This window comes from Corallococcus sp. NCSPR001 (assembly GCF_017309135.1).
GTDB lineage: Bacteria > Myxococcota > Myxococcia > Myxococcales > Myxococcaceae > Corallococcus.
This window is the reverse complement of record NZ_JAFIMS010000002.1, coordinates 3,948,155-3,966,801: the sequence shown is the minus strand read 5'-3', so window position 1 is coordinate 3,966,801 and position 18,647 is coordinate 3,948,155. Positions and strand designations below refer to the sequence as shown.

Genomic DNA, 18,647 nt, shown 5'->3' with positions numbered 1-18,647 from the left:
GGCGATCCACCTGGGTTGGAGACACCCCGCCGACCCGGCGGGGGCGGACGAGCCCCCGTTTGTCGTCTGGCCCCTCAAGGGAGCAGCCTCGACCTGATAGTCTTTGTGTCAACACTGTCCACGACGTGCGCTTGCGGAGGCACGTGGGCACTGAGGACCGCCAATGCATGAGAGGTACGAGGAAGAGCTGCGCGTCGCGCAAGCCCGGGGAGTGGTGTCCCCCGAGGAGGCCGAAGCGCTGCTCGCGGAGGGTCGGCGCGCGGGACGCGACCCTCTGGCGCGCCTCGTGGAGGACGGCGTGATCTCCGAGGAGACACTCGCCGCGATCCGGGCCACGGCGCGCGATGAGGTGACGCCTCATGTCCCGCCTCCCGCCCCCCTGGAGCAGGCGAGGGAAACGCCTCCGCAGGCCGACGGCACCACCTTCACCCGCCACCCCAGCCCCGAGGCGGCGCAGCCTCCGGCGCAAGAGCCGGCCTTCCCCGTCCCGGGCTGGGAGCGGTACCAGCCCGTGCGCTTCCTGGGACAGGGCGGCATGGGCCGGGTCTATCTGGCGTACGACCCGCTGCTGCGGCGCCACGTCGCGCTCAAGTTCGTGCGGGGCGAGGACCCCGAGCTCGTGCGCCGCTTCGGCGCCGAGGCCCAGGCCCAGGCCCGCGTGGAACATGAGAGGGTTTGCAAGGTGTATGAAGTGGGCGAGGTCCGGGGCCAGCCCTTCATCGCCATGCAGTACATCCAGGGACGGCCCCTGCTGGAGGTGGCCCGGGAGCTCTCCGTGGAGCAGACGGTGAAGGTGGTGCAGCAGGCCACCGAGGGCGTGCACGCGGCCCACCGCGCCGGACTCATCCACCGTGACATCAAGCCCTCCAACATCCTCGTCGAGCGCGGCGAGGATGGGCAGTGGAAGCCCTACGTCATGGACTTCGGGCTGGCGCGTGACTGGCAGCGGGAGCACACCGTCACCGGCACGGTCCTGGGCACCGTGCATTACATGGCCCCCGAGCAGGCCCGCGGCGATGTGCATCAACTGGACAGGCGCGCGGATGTCTACAGCCTCGGCGCCACGCTCTATGTCCTGCTCACGGGCAAGACGCCCATCCCGGGGAACAACAACCTGGAGGTGCTCGCGAAGCTGGCCACGCAGGATCCGCGCCCGCTGCGCGAGCTGAACAAGAACGTCCCCTCGGACCTGGAGGCCATCGTCCTCAAGTGCCTGGAGCGCGAACCCGCGGCTCGGTACGACTCGGCGCGGGCGCTGTCCGAGGACCTGGAGCGATTCCTCAACGGGGAGCCCGTGAAGGCCCGCGCGGTGGGCCACTGGTACCGGCTGCGCAAGCGGGCTCGCAAGCACCGGGCGCTCGTCGCCATGGCCTCGGTGACGCTGGTGCTGGTGTGTCTGGCCATGGGCCAGGTGGTGCTCACCCGCCGGCACCTGGGCATGCGCGAGAACCTGGCGCGCCGCTTCGCCGAGCTGTCGTCGGAGGTCGAATACAACGCCCGGCTCATGACCATCAGCCGCCTGCACGACACGAGCGCCGAGCGGCAGCTCCTGCGTGAGAAGCTGAAGGACATTGAACGGGAGATGCAGGCGGGCGGCGAGCCGGCCCTGGGCCCCGGGCACTATGCGCTGGGAAAGGGCTGGCTGGATCTGGGCGAGCCCGCCAGGGCCCGCGAACACCTGGAGGCCGCCTGGCAGTCTGGCTTCCAGCAGCCGCGCGTCGCCTCCGCGATGAGCCTGGCCCTGGGCCAGCTCTACAACCTCCAACTGCGCGGCGAACAGCTCGCGGGGGATCAGCTGCTGGGCGCACCCGCGCCGGAGCAGCTCAAGGCCCGCCGCGACGAGCTGGCGCGGCGGTACCGGGACCCGGCGCTCTTCTGGCTGCGCCAGAGCCAGGACGCGCTCGTCCTTCCCGCCGAGTACATGTCCGCGCTCCTGGCCTTCTACGAGGAGCGCTCCGACGAGGCCCTGCTCCGGCTCGACGCGCTCGGCCAGCGGCTGCCCTGGTTCTACGAAGCCCTCAAGCTGCGGGGCGACATCCTCTTCCGGCGCGCGATGGTGCGTTGGGATGGCGGCGGACGCACGCCGGAGGAGCGCGCACTGGTCCAGGCCGACCTGGAAGCAGCCCGCCGGAGCTACGTCCAGGTCGCGGACACCGCCCAGAGCTGGCCCGAGGCGCACTACGCGCTCGCCGCCGTGGAGGTGGAGGCGATCTCCATGGACCTCTACGACGCGCAGGCGCGCGCGGAGCATGCCCGGCGCGCGTTCGAGCACCTCGCGCGCGCACTCAAGGCCGCGCCGGACCATGCCCCGTCCTGGGCCCTGCAGGCCACGCTCCACCGGAACCTCGCCCGCCTGGGGCCGGCCACCGACGCGGAGGCGTCGCTGCGCAAGGCGACGGACTCGGCCCGACGCGCCCTGGAGCTCGCCCCCTCGAACCTGCTGGCGCGCAAGGAGCTGGGCATGGACCTCTGGGCCCTGGCCGCGCATCGCCAGTCACAGGGGTTGGATCCGCGCGAGGCGCTCGCGAAGGCCCTCGAAGTCCTGGAGAGCGTCGCCCCCGCGGACCGGGACTATTACATCCACCATGCGCTGGCCCTCACGTTCATGACCTGGGCGGACCACGAGGAGCAGCTCCACCTGGACGCCCGGGACCACCGCGACAGGGCCATTGAAGCCTTTCAGAAGGTGCTCGGTCTCGCGGGCCGATACCAGGCGGCATGGAACAACCTGGCCGCGCAGTACTACCAGCGCGCCTCGGCCCCGGGTGCGCTCACGGTGGACGAGGATCTGGGCCAGGCCGAGCAGGCGCTGAAGAAGAGCCTGGCGCTCAATCCCCGGAGCGTGGCGGCCCACTTCCAGACCGGCCGGCTCCAGCTGTTCCGGGCCCAGCGCCTGCGTGACAGGGACGCGGATCCGCGCCCGGCGTTGGCGGCGGTGCGCGAAGCCTGCCGGTTGGGATTGGCCATCAACCCCCGGATCGAGAACTTCTCCTTCCTCGAAGGTCTGGCGTTCATGGACGAGGCCCGGGACGCCTGGGAACGCGGCGAGTCTCCCCTCCCCCTGATTGAGCAGGCGCGGCACTCCTTCGAGAGGGCCCGCTCCGTGGCGCCCGAGAGCGCCGACGCCTACAACAACCTCTCGCACCTGCATGCGACGGGCGCCGTGTATCAGCAAGCGCTGGGGCAGGACCCATCGCCGAGCCTTCAGGCCGCGGTGCAGGCGTCCCGAGAGGCCCTGAAGCGAGCCCCCGAGCAGTGCCTCGCCCTGAGCAACCTGGGACGTGCCCTGCGCCTCCAGGCAACGGCCTTGATGGACACCCGGAGGGACCCGGGCGTCCCCCTGTCCAAGGCCCTGGGGGCCCTTCAACAGGCCATCGCGCATGCCCCCGGCGACAAGGACGCCACGCTCTATCTGGCGGAGGCCCAGGCGCTCCGGGCCCGTTGGCGGAAGGCGGACAGGGATTTCGAGGAGGCGGCTCGAACGTATCAGTCGGCCCTCTCACTGAGCGGTGGCTCCCTGGACTTCCGCCTGGCGCTGGCCCACTTCTATCGGGAATGGGCCGCGTGGAGGCAGCAGTCCGGTCTGGACGCGAGCGGTCTCATCGAACAGGGACTGCTGCGGGTGGGTGAGGTCCTGGAGGCCCGCCCCTCCTGGGCCGAGGCCCAGGCCCTGCGGGCGAATCTTCAGCTGCTCCAGAACCCATTCCGCGCGGAGTCGGTCCGGTAAAAACAGACAGGGGCACGGCGTCGTTTGAACGCCGTGCCCCGGGTTGCCCTGTCAGCGGTTCACGGCTGGTACACGGACCCCGCGAAGCCTTCGATCTTGGGGTTGGTGGTATCCGTGACGTTGCCGGCGGTGCCGGTGTCGTCATCGTCGAAAGGCAGGGGCTTGCGCTGGACCGGGGCGCGCGCGGGCGGGGGCGGAACGGGCGCGGGGGGCTGCTCGCGGTCCTGAGAGGGATTGCACTGCATTTCGGGTCGACTCATCGGAATGCCTCGCGTGAACGGGGGTTGGCAGGCCCGGGGGTTCGCGAGCCTGTCGCCGACACATTCAGCAATGCGCATGCCGACCGACTTCCCAGGTAGGGCGGTCCGCTCGTCGCGAAACTTGCGCGTCAGCGCTGACGCTTGCGCGTCAACTGGCGCGCAAGCGCGTCAGTCCTCCTCCAGCCCCAGCTCCCGGACACGCCGCTGGAGCGCGCGAACGGAGACCTCCAGGCGCTGGGACATCAGCTCCAGGTCGCCCTTGCAGTCGCGGTAGCTCTCGCGGATCTGCTCGACGCTCAGGTCCTTGGCCGTGCGGGCCTGGGAGCTCTTCTTCATCAGGTTGTAGAGCGAGGCGCGGGTGATGCCGAGCTGGTTCGACGCGGCCGCCAGGTCCCAGCCGTGTTCGCGCAGCGCGATCATCATCTCCTCCTCGGAGACTTCGGAGGGCTTGCGGCGCGACTCCACCGGCGCCTTCTCGGGGGATGCGGGGACCGGGATGGGAGCAATCAGCTCCTTCTCCAGTTGGGGATCCACCTGGAGGCTCGGCTGGCCCCGGCTGCTGATGATGAGCTGGCGCGTGACGTTGCGCAGCTGCCGGATGTTGCCGGGCCACGGGTGGCGCACCAGGCGGGACGCCAGCGACGTCGGCAGCCAGGGCTCGGCCGAGGGGTCGGGATCCTCCAGCCGCCAGCGCTCTCCGAGCGCCTCCAGCTCCAGCCGGGCGAAGTGCATCAAGAGGAGGCCCAGGTCCTCGCGGCGCTCGCGCAAGGGGGGAAGCTGGATGCCGTACCCCGCCAGCCGGTGCATGAGCGGCGCCTTGAAGGTTCCCTGCTGGATCTGCACCTCCAGGTGCGCATCCGTGGCGGCCACCAGCCGCACGTTGAGCTTCACGGGGGTGCGGCTGCCCACCGGATACATCTCGCCGGTCTCCAGCACCCTCAGGAGCAGCGCCTGCACCTCGGGGGAGGCCTCGGCCACCTCGTCCAGGAAGAGCGTGCCTCCCTGGGCGGCGCGGAAGAAGCCCTCGCGGGACTGGGTGGCCCCCGTGTAGGCGCCACGCTCGGCGCCGAAGAGCTCGGCGGCGGCCAGCTCCTTGGGGATGGAGCCCAGGTTCACGCTGATGAAGGGGCCCTTCTGCCGGCGGCCGTGCTGGTGGAGCGCGCGTGCCACCAGCTCCTTGCCCGTGCCCGTCTCGCCCCGGATGAGCACCGGCACGTCCAGGTCCGCCACTTGCAAAACCTGTCGGCGCACGCGGCGGACGGCCGCGCTCTGCCCCACCATGCCCAGCTCATCCGCTTCCGTCTTCTCGACGGGCTCCACCAGATGGAGCAGCAACACCACGCGCTCGGCCAGCTCCAGCGTGACGCCCAAAGCCAACGCCTGGGGGCTCAATTCGCGCTCACCGGAAAGAGGCTCTCCGTCCACGAGCACCGGTGAGCTGCTCCCCGCAACCAGCCGCACCCCGCCGGAGCGTCCCGGGACCAGGCGCAACGGCTTGCGGCTCAGGAAGGGGTCCGCCAGCGGCAGCCCCAGGAGGGAGCCGGGGCGCGCGAAGTTCGGCTCCGTGCGGGAGAGGGCCACCTCCCGGCCCGTCAGGAGCTCGCGGAGCAACACCTGCTCGCCGCTGCGCTGGATCTTCAGGTGGGAGATCAGGGTCAGGGCAGGAACAAGGCCTGCCGCCGCCGGAGCGCCGTGCCGCGGCTGCCGGGTGAGCGTGGAGATGTCTTCCAACGAGTGCCCTCCGCTTTGTGCGCCGCCGTCACACAGACCGCTCGACCAGTACTTCAACGGCCTGTCCCCCATCAAGCCGTCTTCGTCCGAGGCCCCTCCATGAAATCCCAAATCTCACATGCAGTGTGGCCGGGGTCCGCGAGCGCCCTGGTGCTCGCGCTCCTGATGACGTCCTCGGCGGTGGCGCAAGAAGGCCCGGAGGGGTTCAGGGTCGGGGTGCCCGTGACCCAGAACCCATACGTCACGGCGGTCGCCACCCTCTATGAGCAGACCCGGTACGAGGAGGCGCTCTCCAAGGTGGAGAAGGCGCTCGAATGGCCCACCAACGGTCCGCGCGAGGTGCTCTTCCTCAAGCTGATGAAAGGCGTGCTCCAGGCGGAGCTTGGCCAGGGCGGCGCGCTGGAGTCCTTCAACGAGGCCCTGGCGCTGGACGCGCAGGCCGCGCTGCCCGTCCGTCCGTCCTGGCGATTGCGCAAGCTCTTCGAGCAGGCACGCAACTCCGTGGGCCTCGCCGTGAACGAGGAGCAGCTGACCGAGGATTGGGAGCCAAGTCTTGTCCCGTGGATTCCTCCCCCCAGGCGGCTGGGGCTGAGCGTGAGCCTGCGCGGCGAGGTGGATGTGCTGGGGCTCGGCACCGCCTTCACCGGGACTCCGGCCGTGGGTGTGAACTACAGCTGGGAGCGCGAAGGCTGCGCGCTGACGCTGCTGACGCAGGCCTCCCCCGGGCTCAGGGCCGAGGTGCAGTTCCATCCGCTCCTCATGGGATGGGTTCGGCCCTACGCCAGGGCCGGCACCACAGCGTTCTTTCGCGTGAGGAATGAACAAGGGGACGGCCACACCTTCCTGGGGGGGATGAGCGGCCGGGTGGCCGCCGGGCTGGATTGGCAGTGGAGCTCCAGGATGTATGCCTTTTCAGAAGTGGCCTACGAACGCTTCGTCATCGGCTCCGATCGCTACAGGCCGGACTCGGTGCTGTTCTCATTGGGCGTGGGGCTGTTTCCCTGAACCGCAGACAAAGACTCCCGCTACGCAAAGACCATGTTCTCACCATCAAGAATCGCAGCAGAATCAATCTCAAGAATCATCATCCTCTCAACCCTGATGCACCTGGCATGCGGGACACCGCCGGGTCAGGGCGAAGCACTGCACACGAAGGAGATGGCCGCACCCCTCCAGGCCGCGGGCGATGGGTCGTGGAGCGTCACGGGCGCCATGACCACGGCTCGCTACAATCACACTGCAACGCTATTGCCTTCAGGCAAGGTGCTGGTCACGGGAGGGAATGCGTCCCGCGAAATGCCCTCCTTTGAAGCGATCCTCGACAGCGCGGAGTGGTACGACCCGGCTACGGGGACGTGGAGCCTGACCAGGCCAATGGCTACGGCCCGCGTGGGCCACACGGCGACGCTGCTGCCTTCGGGCAAGGTGTTGGTTTCCGGAGGCGAGAACCTCTTTAACGGCACTCTCAAAAGCGCGCAGTTGTACGACCCGGATACGGGAAGGTGGAGTTCGACAGGGTCAATGGTCAGTGCTCGTTACGACCACACGGCAACGTTATTGCCTTCAGGCAAGGTGCTGGTCTCTGGAGGCAGCGGTCGAGTCAGCGAAGCACTCAGCAGCGCGGAAGTGTACGACCCAGTTACAGAGAAGTGGACCGTGACGGGCTCGATGGCCTCGCACCGCGCTTTGCACAAAGCAACACGGCTCCTTTCAGGCAAGGTGCTGGTCACCGGAGCTGCGGCGGCGGAGATATACGACCCGGATACGGGGAAGTGGAGTCAAACCGAGCCAATAAACACGGCGCGCTACGAGCACGCCGCAGTGCTGTTGCCCTCAGGCAATGTGCTGGTTTCTGGTGGCTGTTGCTATATCACCAGCGCGGAGGTCTACAACCCGGAGACCGGGAAGTGGAGCACAACGGGCTCTCTGGCCATCGACCGTTATGACCACGCGAACGAGTTATTACCCACGGGCCTCGTGCTGGCCGCTGGCGGTGACAATATCGAAAGCGCGGAACTCTATGACCCCACCGCAGGGACCTGGCACCCCGTTGGCTCAATGATCACGACTCGCAGGCGTCATACGGCGACGCTGTTGCGCTCAGGCAAGGTGCTTATCGCCGGAGGCTTTGACTTCCTGACAGGTTCACTCTCCAGCGCAGAGCTATACAATGCATCCACTTCAGCGGTCACCAATCCATCCAATGGGTTATCAACCAGCAGCAACCGACCTGCTTATCGGGGGCTGGTGGGACTAGTCAGCGCCGTCACAGTGATTGTGGACGGGGTCCCGGTTGGCACCACGAATGCCAATACCTTGGGTGAGTGGACCCTCAATCAACCTGTCGCTCTGCGAGACGGCTACCACACGGTGATGGCACGAGTCATCGATGCAGTGGACAACGCCCCTGTCGACTCGATCAGCAACTTTTTCTTGGTGGATGCCACCCCACCGGCGCCCCCTGTGCTCACGACTCCTGTCGCCAATTCCATGACCAGTGGCCAACCAACATATAGCGGGACAGCGGAGGCCAGGAGCACCGTCATCGTGATTGTAAACGGCATCTTGGCGGGAGCCACGATGGCCGACATCACAGGGAGGTGGAGTTTCGTGCCGCCCACGCGCCTGCCGGATGGCAACCACAGGGTGTATGCACGAGCGATGGATACGGTCGGCAACACCGGCATCTATTCGAACACCCATTTCTTCACGGTGGATGCCACTCCTCCAATCGCCCCGGAAATCACCATTCCTTCCAATGGACTCATAACCAACAACAACGAGCCAACCTACAGCGGTTCGGCGGAGGCATTCAGTACCGTCGCCGTGTTCGTGGACGGAGTTCAGGTCGACAATACGAGGGCCGATACCGCAGGAAAGTGGACCCTGACGCAGCCTGGAGCGCTGCAGGACGGCAGTCACGTGGTGAAGGCACGAGCGACGGATGCCGTTGGCAACACGAGTGCCGAATCGAACATCCGCGGTTTCATGGTGGATACCATCCCGCCAACTGCTCCGGAAATCATCGCTCCTTCCAACGGATTGATGATCCACAACAACCGTCCCACCTATAGCGGGCAAGCAGAGCCAGCCAGCAGCGTCATTGTGTTCGTGGACGGATTCCAGATTGGCGCCACGACTCCCAACGTTTCAGGGGAATGGAGCATCTTGCAGCCTGATGCTTTGCAGGACGGAAGCCATCAGGTGCAGGCACGAGCGATGGACGCCGCCGGCAATACCGGCATCAATCCCAGGACCCATGCTTTCACAGTGGACACCCGCCCTCCGGCAACTCCAGAAATCACATTTCCCATTACCGGAATGACAACCAACATCCGCCTGCCAACCTATATCGGCCTGGCCGAAGAGGGCAGCACTGTCACCGTGTTCGTGGACGGAGAGCCGATCGGCGACATGAAAGCCGATACTTCGGGGCGGTGGAGAATCACCCAACCTGAGACCTTGCAGGACGGCAGCCATCTGGTGAAGGCACGAGCAATGGATGCAGTTGGCAACGCCAGTGCCGATTCGAAGACCCACGCTTTCACAGTCGATGCCGCCCCTCCGGCTGCTCCAGGAATCATCACTCCCGCAAATGGATCGGCCTCCAACAACTCCCGACCGTTCTATCGTGGTGTGGCAGAGGTAGCCAGCCTCGTGACCGTGTTCGTGGATGGGGTTCAGCTTGGCAGCACGGCGGCTACGACCTCGGGCGAGTGGAGCCTCGCACAGCCTGAGGCATTGCAGGACGGCAGCCATATGGTGAAGGCACACGCAATGGATGCAGTCGGCAACAGCAGCGCTGAGTCCAAAACCCACGTGTTCGTCGTGGATGCAACGCCTCCGATCGCACCCGAGATCACCACTCCGTCAGCCGGATTGACCATCCGCGACAACCAACCCACCTTTAGCGGTCTGGCGGAGGCTGGCAGCACCGTCGCCGTGCTCGTGGACGACGTTCAGATCGGCACCACGAATGCCAACTCCCTGGGCCAATGGAGCATCGCGCAACCTGAGGCTCTGCGGGACGGCGGCCATACAGTGAGGGGACGAACCAGCGACGTCTCCGGCAACACCAGTGCTGATTCCAACACCCACGCATTCGTCGTGGATGCCACGCCTCCAGGCGCGCCGGAGATCGCCGCTCCCCTGGCCGGATTGACCACCTACGACAACCGGCCCTCCTATAGCGGGTTGGCGGAGGCTGGCAGCACCGTCGCCGTATTCGTGGACGACGTACAGATTGGCACCATGGATGCCACCCCCCTGGGGCAATGGAGTATCGCGCAGCCTGAGGCCCTTCAGGATGGCAGCCATACGGTGAAGGCACGCGCCACTGACGCGGTGGGCAATACCGGCCCAGAATCGAACAGCAACACCTTCATGGTCGCGTACAGCGCGCCTTTGGCCCCGCTGGTTACCACCCCCCCCAACAACTCGGCGATCGCCAAGAATCCGCCAACTTATGGCGGAACGGCGGATGCAGGCATCACCGTCATTGTCATCGTTGATGGAACGTCGCGGGGCACGACCACGGCCGATGCATCAGGCCGTTGGAGCTTCACGCCTGAGATGACGTTGGTCGCTGGATCGCACACGGTGCTGGCCCGAGCAGTCAATGCAGCGGGGAAATTCAGTGCCGACTCCAACACCCACACGTTCACGATACGGAGGAGTCATTACGGCTGGGGCTGCGCCGCCGCCCCTGCCCTTCCTGCGACCTGGGTCCTGCTCGCGCTCACCTGGGTCCTGCGCGGCCGGCGGCTCAAGACGCCATGAGCCGTTGCCTCCCCACGTCTGCTCCTCGCGGGCGTGGGTCCTCGCGGGCTTCGTTGGAACGCGAGCCCGGCGCGTACAGAGACTCGCGGCTCAGACTGGGTTCCTGGGCTGACGCCTGCGAAAGAACAGGGCCAGGGTCACCAAGGCCCAACTGGCAGGCAGCGCAGGGGCAGTGGCGCAACCCAAACCGAAATGGCTCCCTGGGATCGTGAATGCGTACTCGCTGGAGCGCAAGCTGGTGTTGCCGGCCTCATCCGTGGCGGTGGTCACCACCAGGTGGCGGCCTTCCGCCAAATCTGTCGCCAGGGTGAGGTTCCAGTTCCCTGCCTCATCCATCTGGGCTGTTCCCATCAGGAGGCCATCCAGCCACACCGTGACGGTGCTCCCCGGCTCCGCCACTCCGCCGAGGGTGGGCTTCCGGGTGTTGGCGACGGCTCCAGGCGAGTGCACCTCTGGCGCCGCGGGCGGCATGGTATCCACCGTGAAGGAATGAACGGGTGAGCCCGTGCTGGTATTGCCCCATGCGTCCGTGGCGGTGGCGACCGCCTGATGCAATCCCTCGGACAGCGCCGCGACTGGGGTGACGAGCCAGCCTCCCGCGGAGTTCGTCTGCGCCTTGCCTGCCTCGACGCCATCCAGCCACACCCTCACGGTGCTACCCATCTCCGCCGTGCCTCCAATGGCGGGATTCTGGGTGTTGATCAGGGTCCCAGGTGCCATCACTTCGGGTGCCGCGGGCGCCACGGAGTCGACCGTGAAGGCGCAGGCCATGGGAGGGCTGACATTGCCCGCGAGGTCGGTCGCAGTGATTTCAGCGGAATGGAGCCCTTGGGGCAGCGCCGTGGCGGAGGGCACACTCCAGGCTCCTGCTTCGTCCGTCAAGGTCGTCCCAATCCATGTTTCATTGAGATTCACCGTCACCGTACTGCCAGGCTCCGCCGTGCCGCGGTAGGAGGGGCGGGTCTCACGGGTGGTGGATCCATTGGCTGGAGTAAGGACCACAGGGGCCGCTGGCGGCGTGGTATCCACCGTGAACGTGCGGGTGCTGGATCCGAAAACGATGTTGCCCACGGCATCCGTCACCCTGGGGGTCACGGAGTGGGAGCCATCAACCAGCGCCACGGGTTGCGTGAACTCCCATGCTCCCGAGACCTGGGCCACCGTGGCTCCCACGAACGTGTCATCCACCCACAGCAGGAGGGTGCTGCCCGGCTCCGCCCTGCCGCTGTAGGTGGGACGGAGATTCGGGGTGATGAAGCCGTTGTCGGGAGTGAGGATCGCCGGGGCTGCTGGCGGAGTGGCATCCCCCGCGAGTTCGTACAACTCCGCGCTGTCCTTGCGTGAATAGCCTCCAGCGACCAGCACCTTGCCGGGGGGCAACAGGGTCGCCGTGTGCTTGTAGCGTGGCTCGGCCATGGAGTCCGTCACACTCCACGTCCCCGCAGCCGGGTCGTAGACCTCCGCGCTGGCAAGAGTACCACCTGCGTTCCTGCCTCCAGCGACCAGCACCTTGCCGAAGGGCAACAACGTCGCCGTATGCTCCTGCCGTGCCGTGGTGAGTGAGCCCGTGGAACTCCATCCTCCCGTCGCCGGGTCGTAGAGTTCCGCGCTGCCTTGGACACTGCCCCGGCCTCCGCCTCCGGCGACCAGCACCTGGCCGGAGGCCAACAGCGTCGCAGTGTGTTTATAGCGTGCCGTGGTGAGTGAGCCCGTGGAACTCCATGTTCCCGTAGACGGGTCGTAGAGCTCCGCGATAGCGCTAAAGCTGATTCCAGCTTTCCAGCCTCCGGCGACCAGCACCTTCCCGGAGTCCAACAGCGTCGCCGTGTGGTTCACGTGTTCGCTGGTCATGGCGCCCGCGGAACTCCACTTTTCCGTCGCCGGGTCAAAGACCTCCGCGTTGACGCGGAAGACATTCTGGAACCAGCCCCCAGCAACCAGCACCTTGCCGGAGTCCAACAGCGTTGCCGTGTGTCCTGTGCGTGCTTCGGCCAGGGGAGCCACGGAACGCCATTTTTCTGTCACCGGGTCATAGACCTCCGCGCTGGCGTCGCCCGGGCCCCCGCCTCCGACGACCAGCACCTTGCCGGAGTCCAACAGCGTCGCGGTGTGTTCGTAGTGTGCCGTGGGCATGGAGCCCGCGGGACTCCACTGCCCGGTCGTCGGGTCGTAGAGCTCCGCGCTGACGAGGGCGCCGACACCTGCGCCAAAGCCTCCGGCGACCAGCACCTTGCCGGAGTCCAACGTCGTCGCCGTGTGGCCCCAACGTGTCGTGGCCATGGAGGCCGTGGGACGCCACTTCCCCGCCGCGGGTTCGTAATCCTCCGTGGCGACGAGCGTACCGTCTGGGATTTCGCCTCCGGCGACCAGCACCTTGCCGGAGACCAACAGCGTCGCCGTATGGTGGAAGCGCGCCGAGGCAAGAGAGCCCGTGGGGCTCCAGCCGCCCGTCGCCGGGTCGTAGACCTCCGCGCTGACAAGGGGGCTTTGGCCCCAGCCACCAGCGACCAGCACCTTGCCGGAGGCCAACAGCGTCGCCGTGAAGTCCGCGCGTGCCCCGGCCATGGAGCCCGTGAGACTCCATGCTCCCGTCGCCGGGTCGTAGACCTCCGCGTTGGCGCTGTCTGGCCCCCAGCCTCCGGCGACCAACACCTTGCCGGAGGCCAAGAGCGTCGCTGTGTGGGAGGAGCGTCCCGCGGTCATGGAGCCCGTGAGACGCCACGTCCCCGTTATCGGCTCGTAGACCTCCGCGCTGGCGACCAAGCGGCCTGGGCCCACATCCCCGCCCGCGACCAGCACCTTGCCGGAGGGGAGAAGCGTCGCCGTGAAGTCAGCGCGCGCCGAACCCATGGGGTCCGTGAGACGCCACGTCCCCGTCGTCGGGTCGTAGACCTCCGCGCTGACAAGGGGGCTTGGGTCCCTGCCACCAGCGACCAGCACCTTGCCGGAGGGGAGAAGCGTCGCCGTGTGCTCGTAGCGCGCCGTGGCCATGTCGCCCGTGGGACTCCACTGCCCGGTCGCCGGGTCGTAGACCTCCGCGCTGACGAGGGCGCCGCCATCTGCGCCAATGCCTCCGGAGACCAGCACCTTGCCAGAGGGCAAGAGCGTTGCCGTGTGGTGGTAGCGAGCCGCGGCCATGGCGCCCGTGGAACTCCACCTCTTCGTCGTCGGGTCGTAGACCTCCGCGCTGGTGCTGTCTGCCCCGCTGCCGCCGGAGACCAGCACCTTGCCGGAGGGCAACAGCGTCGCCGTGTGGTGGGTGCGTGCCACGGCCATCGCATCCCTGGAGTTCCACAGTCCGGGGGTCGTGGTTTGGAACGCTTGGGTTTCAGACGCCTTGCGACGCGGTTCTTTGTCGCGGTGCTGTGACACCTCACCGCACGCCAGTGACAACAGCGCGGTTCCCAGGAACAGCAGCGCAATCACTTCCAATTTCGCACTTGGAACAGGTGCCATATGACTGCCCTCACGATTTGAGCTGTTGCCGTCCCCACGTCTGCTCTTCGCGGGCGTGGGCCTCGCGGGCTTCGTCGAGCCGCTCGCCGAGGTAGCGCTGGCGCTGCCGGACCTCCAGGCTCGCGCTGGTCAATTGGCGAAGCTGCTCCCGCAGTGAGTTGCCCCCCAGCTTCCACACGCGCGCGCTGCCATCGGTGGCGGCGATGGCCAGCATGTCTCCTCCGGGGCTGAAGACCGCTCCTGTCACGCGGTCCCCATTGCCGCTGAGCACCAGGGATTCACCGCTCCCGTCCGTGGGCCACACCTGCACGGTGCCATCTCCGGCGGCGTTCACCACCCACGTGCCTCGGGGATGAAACCGGGCGGTGTGTCCCCGGACCATGACGGCCTCTCCCCTCCCCTCGGCGGACCACACGCGCACCGTCCGGTCCTGGGAGGCGGTCAACACGTGGGCCCCGTCCTGGCTGAACTCCACGCTCACCAGCGCCTGCTCATGCCCGCGGAGCACCATCGGCTCACCCCGGCCGTCCGCGCGCCACACCCGCGCCGTCCCATCCCAGGAGGCCGTCGCCACGCGCTCACCGTCCGGACTGAACACCGCCGCCACCACCCGGCCCGAGTGGCCCTGGAGCACCACCGGCTCGCCCTGTCCGTCCGCGCGCCACACCCGCGCCGTCCCGTCATCCGAGGCCGTCACCACCCGCTGGCCGTCCGGGCTGAACACCGCGGTCCGGAGGAACTGCGTGTGCCCCTGGAGCACCACGGGCTCGCCCTGGCCGTCCGCGCGCCACACCCGCGCTGTCGCATCCCACGAGGCCGTCACCACCCGTTCACCCTCCGGGCTGAACGCCGCCGCCACCACCCGGCCCGTGTGGCCCTGGAGGACCACGTGCTCGCCCGGACCGTCCGCGCTCCACACGCGCGCCGTTCCGTCATCCGAGGCCGTCACCACCCGCTGCCCGTCCGGGCTGAACGCCACCGTCCGGACCTCCGCCCGGTGCCCCTTGAACTCCACCAGGTCCATGCCGCTGCGCAGGCACCAGAGCCGCGCCGTGCCATCCGCGTGGCCGGTCGCCAGGAGATCCTCCCAGGGGCTGAATGCCAGGGATTGCACTGTCCCCGCGCGGCGCTGGAGCGTGAGCGCCCGCGGCTGTGTCCGCCAGCGCCACACGCGCGCGGTGCCATCGCGGGAGGCCGTCACCACCTGCTCCCCGTCCGAGCTGAAGCTCGCGGAGAACACCTCATCCGTGTGTCCCCGCAGCTCCGCGGACAGGCCCCCTCCTTCCGTGCTTCGCACCCTCGCGGTGCCATCCCGGGAGGCCGTCAGCACCCAACGCCCATCCGGGCTGAAGGCCACCGAGAGGATCTCCCCCCCGTGCCCCGCGAGGCGCATCGCCCCGCCCTTCCCGTCCGCCCGCCACAGGCGGACCATCCCATCCGCGTGCGCGCTCACCACCAGCCCTCCATCCGGGCTGAAGGCCACCGCGTTGACGAAGCCGGAGTCGCTGCGCAGCAGGATGGGATCGTCCCGGCCCTCCACGCGCCAGATGCGCACCGTGCCATCCACCGAGGCCGTGGCCACCTGCGTCCCATTCGGACTGAAGACCGCGGCGCGCAGCTCGCCCGGATGGGCCAGCACCGCCAACACGCCCCGTCCATCCGTGTGCCACACCCTCGCCGTTCCATCGCGCGAGGCCGTCACCACCCGCTCGCCGGTTGAATCGAAGGTCGCGGCCACCAGGCCCTGTGAGTGGCCCTGGAGCACGATGGGCAGGCCCGTCCCATCCGCCCGCCGCACGCGCGCCGTCCCATCCCGCGAGGCGGTCACCACCCGTTGACCATCCGGGCTGAACGCCACCATCACCACCTCCGCCAGGTGCCCCGTCAGCACCTCCGGCCCGCCTCCGCCCTCCACGGGCCACACGTGCGCGGTCCGATCCGCGGAGCCCATCACCACCCGCTGCCCGTCCGGGCTGAACGCCACGGCCAGCACCTCTCCGCCTTGACCTTCGAGCACCTTCGGCAGGCCCGTTCCATCCGCTCGCCACACGCGCGCGGTCCCATCGCTCGATGCTGTCGCCACCCACCGGCCGTCCGCGCTGAGCGTCGCGGCTCGAACCTGCCCCCGATGTCCTCGCAACACCGCCGAGGCGATGGGCTGCTGGAACACCTCCAGGGCCGTCTGCGTCCAGGACAGGTGCTGCTCGGGCTCGCGCACCTCCAGCAACACCAACAGGGCGGCCGTGGGATCCTCTCGCCTCAACTTGTCGGCGACGATCAACCGCGCGAAGTCCTGCAATTGCTCCTGCTGCCGGCGAGCCTCCCGCGCCAGGGTGCTGGCCATCTCCTGACTCGCGTCGATGAACAACCGCATCTGCTCATCCAGCTCACCCGGATGGGTTTGACGCAGCTCCAATGCGTCCTCCAGATGCCGGCCCCGCAGGAGACGCTCCCCGGAGGGTGCGGTCCGCGGGTGCGACCGCCAGGCCTCCGCCCCCGTGCGCAGCTCGTTCCGCTTGCGCTGGAGCGCCTGCGCCTCGCGGATCCATTCACCCAGGGGGCTCCAGTGGCGCAGCAGCGCTTCGTGTGCCACCTCGATGAAGACCTCGCCCCCGTCCCCCTTTCCAAGCACCAGGACCCGGCCCTCCAACAGCCGGCCCAGCGCGACATCGAAAGCGCGGCGCGCCTCCACGTCCCGGGGCTGGATGCGCGCCCGGCCCACGCGCTGCGAGGTGAACGGCGCCGCGCCGTCGCGCATGTCGACCAGCTCCACGAACAGCTGGCGCACCTGGTGCCGCTCCTCTTCCCCCAAGCCCAGGTACAGCCGGTCCAGTTCCTGGGCCAGCGCCCCGGCCACTCCGTCCAGGGCCTGATAGGCGCCGTGCTTGAGCCACCGGCCATCCCGCAGCCGCCACAGCCGCTCCAGCGTGTGCGCCAGCAGTGGCAGTCCCCCGGGTTGGCGCTCCACGTCCTGGAGGAGCCGCTCCGTGAGCCCCACCTCCAGCAGGATGCCCTGTTGCCACGAGGGACGTTCGATGGCCTCGCGCAGCTCGACCGCCGTCATCTCCGGAACCAGGAGCAGGCGCTCTCCCTCGAAGAGCACCGCGTCCAGCCGGGGGCCGTCCGCGCCCAGGCGGACCTCGGCGCAACGAGCGAGGTAATCCATCCGCAACGTCGCGAGCACCACCGTGCCCCGCTCGCGGGCCTGCGAGGCGTCCCACAGCGCGCGCATCAACTCCGCGCGCGCCTCCTCCTCCAGCAGGGTGAACGCCTCATCCAGCGGATCCACCACCACGAGCCGGTGCTTGCCCGGAGAAGCCTTCACGGCGCGGACCGTCTCCAGCGTCCCCGCGTCCCCCGCGCGCAACCGGGTGATCTCCCAACGCTCAGGCGGCAACGTGGGCAGCAGCCCGGCCCGCAGCAGCGAGGACTTGCCGCTGCCGGAGACCCCGGCCATGACCTGGAGCGCCGGAAGCTGTCCCGCCGCGGCGGCCTCCAACCGCTGGCGCAGCGTCTGCCGCAGCGGCTCGCGTCCGAAGAAGCGTCGTTCATCGCCGGGCTCGAAGGGCCGCAGGCCGCAATACGGCTGGAAGATGAAGGGACGCAGGTCCGGTCCATCTCCCGCGCGGGCGTAGAGTTGGAGCGAACAGCCATCCATCCGCGCCCCTTCGAGCCGCAGCGCCCCGCGAGCCACGGCCAGTGACTGCTCCAGGGAAGCGTGGCGTCCGAGCAGCTCGCCATAGAGCGCGCGGGTGAAGATGACGGACCCCACCTTGGAGAAAGGCAGACGCGAGGCGACCACCGCGGAGAGGCCCGCGCGGTGCAGCTCGCGAGCAGGGCTGCCCAGGTGGTTGCCGGGGAGCCCCGAGTCGCCGCCACGGCAGGCGCACAGCACGACCATGCGCAGACGCCCCGCATGCGGTTCGAGCGCCGCGCGCAACGAGGCCGCATCCACCACGTCCAGCTCCCCCTCCCGGCGCGAGGAGTTCCAGGCGAGTCCATACGCCCCGGGCTCCGATGGAACGCCATGGCACAAGAGGTGGAGCGAGGCGATGGGCTCCTCGCTGGACCGCAGCGCCTGTTCGAGCGAAGCGAGGCTCACGTGGGGAAGCACGTCCCGTTTCGGATCAAAGGCATACCCCGCCCTGGCGCAGGCCTCTGTCAGGGCGCGCTGGTGCGCCGCCGCGGGCACATCCCCTGCCCACGCGAAGAGGATGCGGCCTCCAGCGGGCGGCGGAGAGGGCCGCGGTGGGTGGGTCTTCGAGCCGGGGCGCTCGTAGCAGACGGTGCAGCCCTCCAGGTCGCTGAGCGCCTGGCCCGTGCTCTCCAGCGCGAGCAACTCCCACGGGAGCACGCACAGCTCCGCGGGCTCCAACCGCAGGGTGAGCCGCACCGTCCCGCCGTCCGACAGCGCCTGCCGCAATCGCTGCTCATCCTGCGCCCAGCCCAGCGGCATCAGGAACGCGCGCAGCAGCTCCCCCAACCGCTGGGCCGTGTTGGGGCTGGGCCGGCTGGAGCCCAGGTTGGCCAGGTCGTCCAGTGCGTGGTTCCAGGGGAAGGAGGCCCGCTTGGAGGTGCCCTCCTCTTCCAATCGCAGATAGTCCCGGGGCTGGAAGAGGAAGCGATCCGCGTCGCGCGTGCGCTCGCCGGAGACGAGGTGGAGCGTGAGTTCCAGGGGACCGAAGGCCATGGCG

7 protein-coding genes are annotated in these 18,647 nt (G+C 68.4%); 3 read left to right on the top strand and 4 right to left on the bottom strand.

Annotation, left to right across the window (positions count from 1 at the left end; all coding sequences use genetic code 11):
• Positions 1-163 precede the first annotated feature (163 nt).
• On the top strand, positions 164-3,727 hold the full coding sequence (locus JYJ93_RS18050; RefSeq protein WP_206792951.1) for a serine/threonine-protein kinase: 3,564 nt from the start codon (positions 164-166) through the stop codon (positions 3,725-3,727).
• A gap of 59 nt (positions 3,728-3,786) precedes the next feature.
• On the opposite strand, the gene JYJ93_RS18045 is transcribed toward JYJ93_RS18050, so the two are convergent.
• Both JYJ93_RS18045 and JYJ93_RS18040 read right to left on the bottom strand, forming a co-directional pair.
• Positions 3,787-3,987, bottom strand: coding sequence for a hypothetical protein (locus JYJ93_RS18045; RefSeq protein ID WP_206792949.1), 201 nt, complete (start codon positions 3,985-3,987; stop codon positions 3,787-3,789).
• 168 nt (positions 3,988-4,155) lie between these two features.
• A complete protein-coding gene (locus JYJ93_RS18040; RefSeq protein WP_269013136.1) occupies positions 4,156-5,709 on the bottom strand; it encodes a sigma 54-dependent Fis family transcriptional regulator in 1,554 nt (517 codons plus the stop codon).
• A 231-nt stretch (positions 5,710-5,940) separates the two neighbouring features.
• Between JYJ93_RS18040 and JYJ93_RS18035 the strand changes: the two genes are divergently transcribed.
• On the top strand, positions 5,941-6,723 hold the full coding sequence (locus JYJ93_RS18035) for a hypothetical protein (RefSeq protein ID WP_206792945.1): 783 nt from the start codon (positions 5,941-5,943) through the stop codon (positions 6,721-6,723).
• 207 nt (positions 6,724-6,930) lie between these two features.
• The gene (locus JYJ93_RS18030) at positions 6,931-10,497 is read left to right on the top strand and encodes an Ig-like domain-containing protein (protein ID WP_206792943.1); all 3,567 of its coding nucleotides are present in this window, start codon (positions 6,931-6,933) and stop codon (positions 10,495-10,497) included.
• Between the two features lie 90 nt (positions 10,498-10,587).
• On the opposite strand, the gene JYJ93_RS18025 is transcribed toward JYJ93_RS18030, so the two are convergent.
• Positions 10,588-13,767, bottom strand: a complete 3,180-nt coding sequence (locus tag JYJ93_RS18025) for a kelch repeat-containing protein (RefSeq protein ID WP_206792941.1) — start codon at positions 13,765-13,767, stop codon at positions 10,588-10,590.
• Positions 13,768-13,963: 196 nt separating this feature from the next.
• A complete protein-coding gene (locus JYJ93_RS18020; RefSeq protein ID WP_206792939.1) occupies positions 13,964-18,643 on the bottom strand; it encodes a CHAT domain-containing protein in 4,680 nt (1,559 codons plus the stop codon).
• Between the last annotated feature and the right edge of the window lie 4 nt (positions 18,644-18,647).

Bases quoted from the DNA above. Each gene is read 5' to 3' on its own strand.
- JYJ93_RS18050 (WP_206792951.1), top strand. From the start codon at position 164: ATGCATGAGAGGTACGAGGAAGAGCTGCGCGTCGCGCAAGCCCGGGGA.
- JYJ93_RS18045 (WP_206792949.1), bottom strand. From the start codon at position 3,987: ATGAGTCGACCCGAAATGCAGTGCAATCCCTCTCAGGACCGCGAGCAG.
- JYJ93_RS18030 (WP_206792943.1), top strand. From the start codon at position 6,931: ATGACCACGGCTCGCTACAATCACACTGCAACGCTATTGCCTTCAGGC.
- JYJ93_RS18020 (WP_206792939.1), bottom strand. From the start codon at position 18,643: ATGGCCTTCGGTCCCCTGGAACTCACGCTCCACCTCGTCTCCGGCGAG.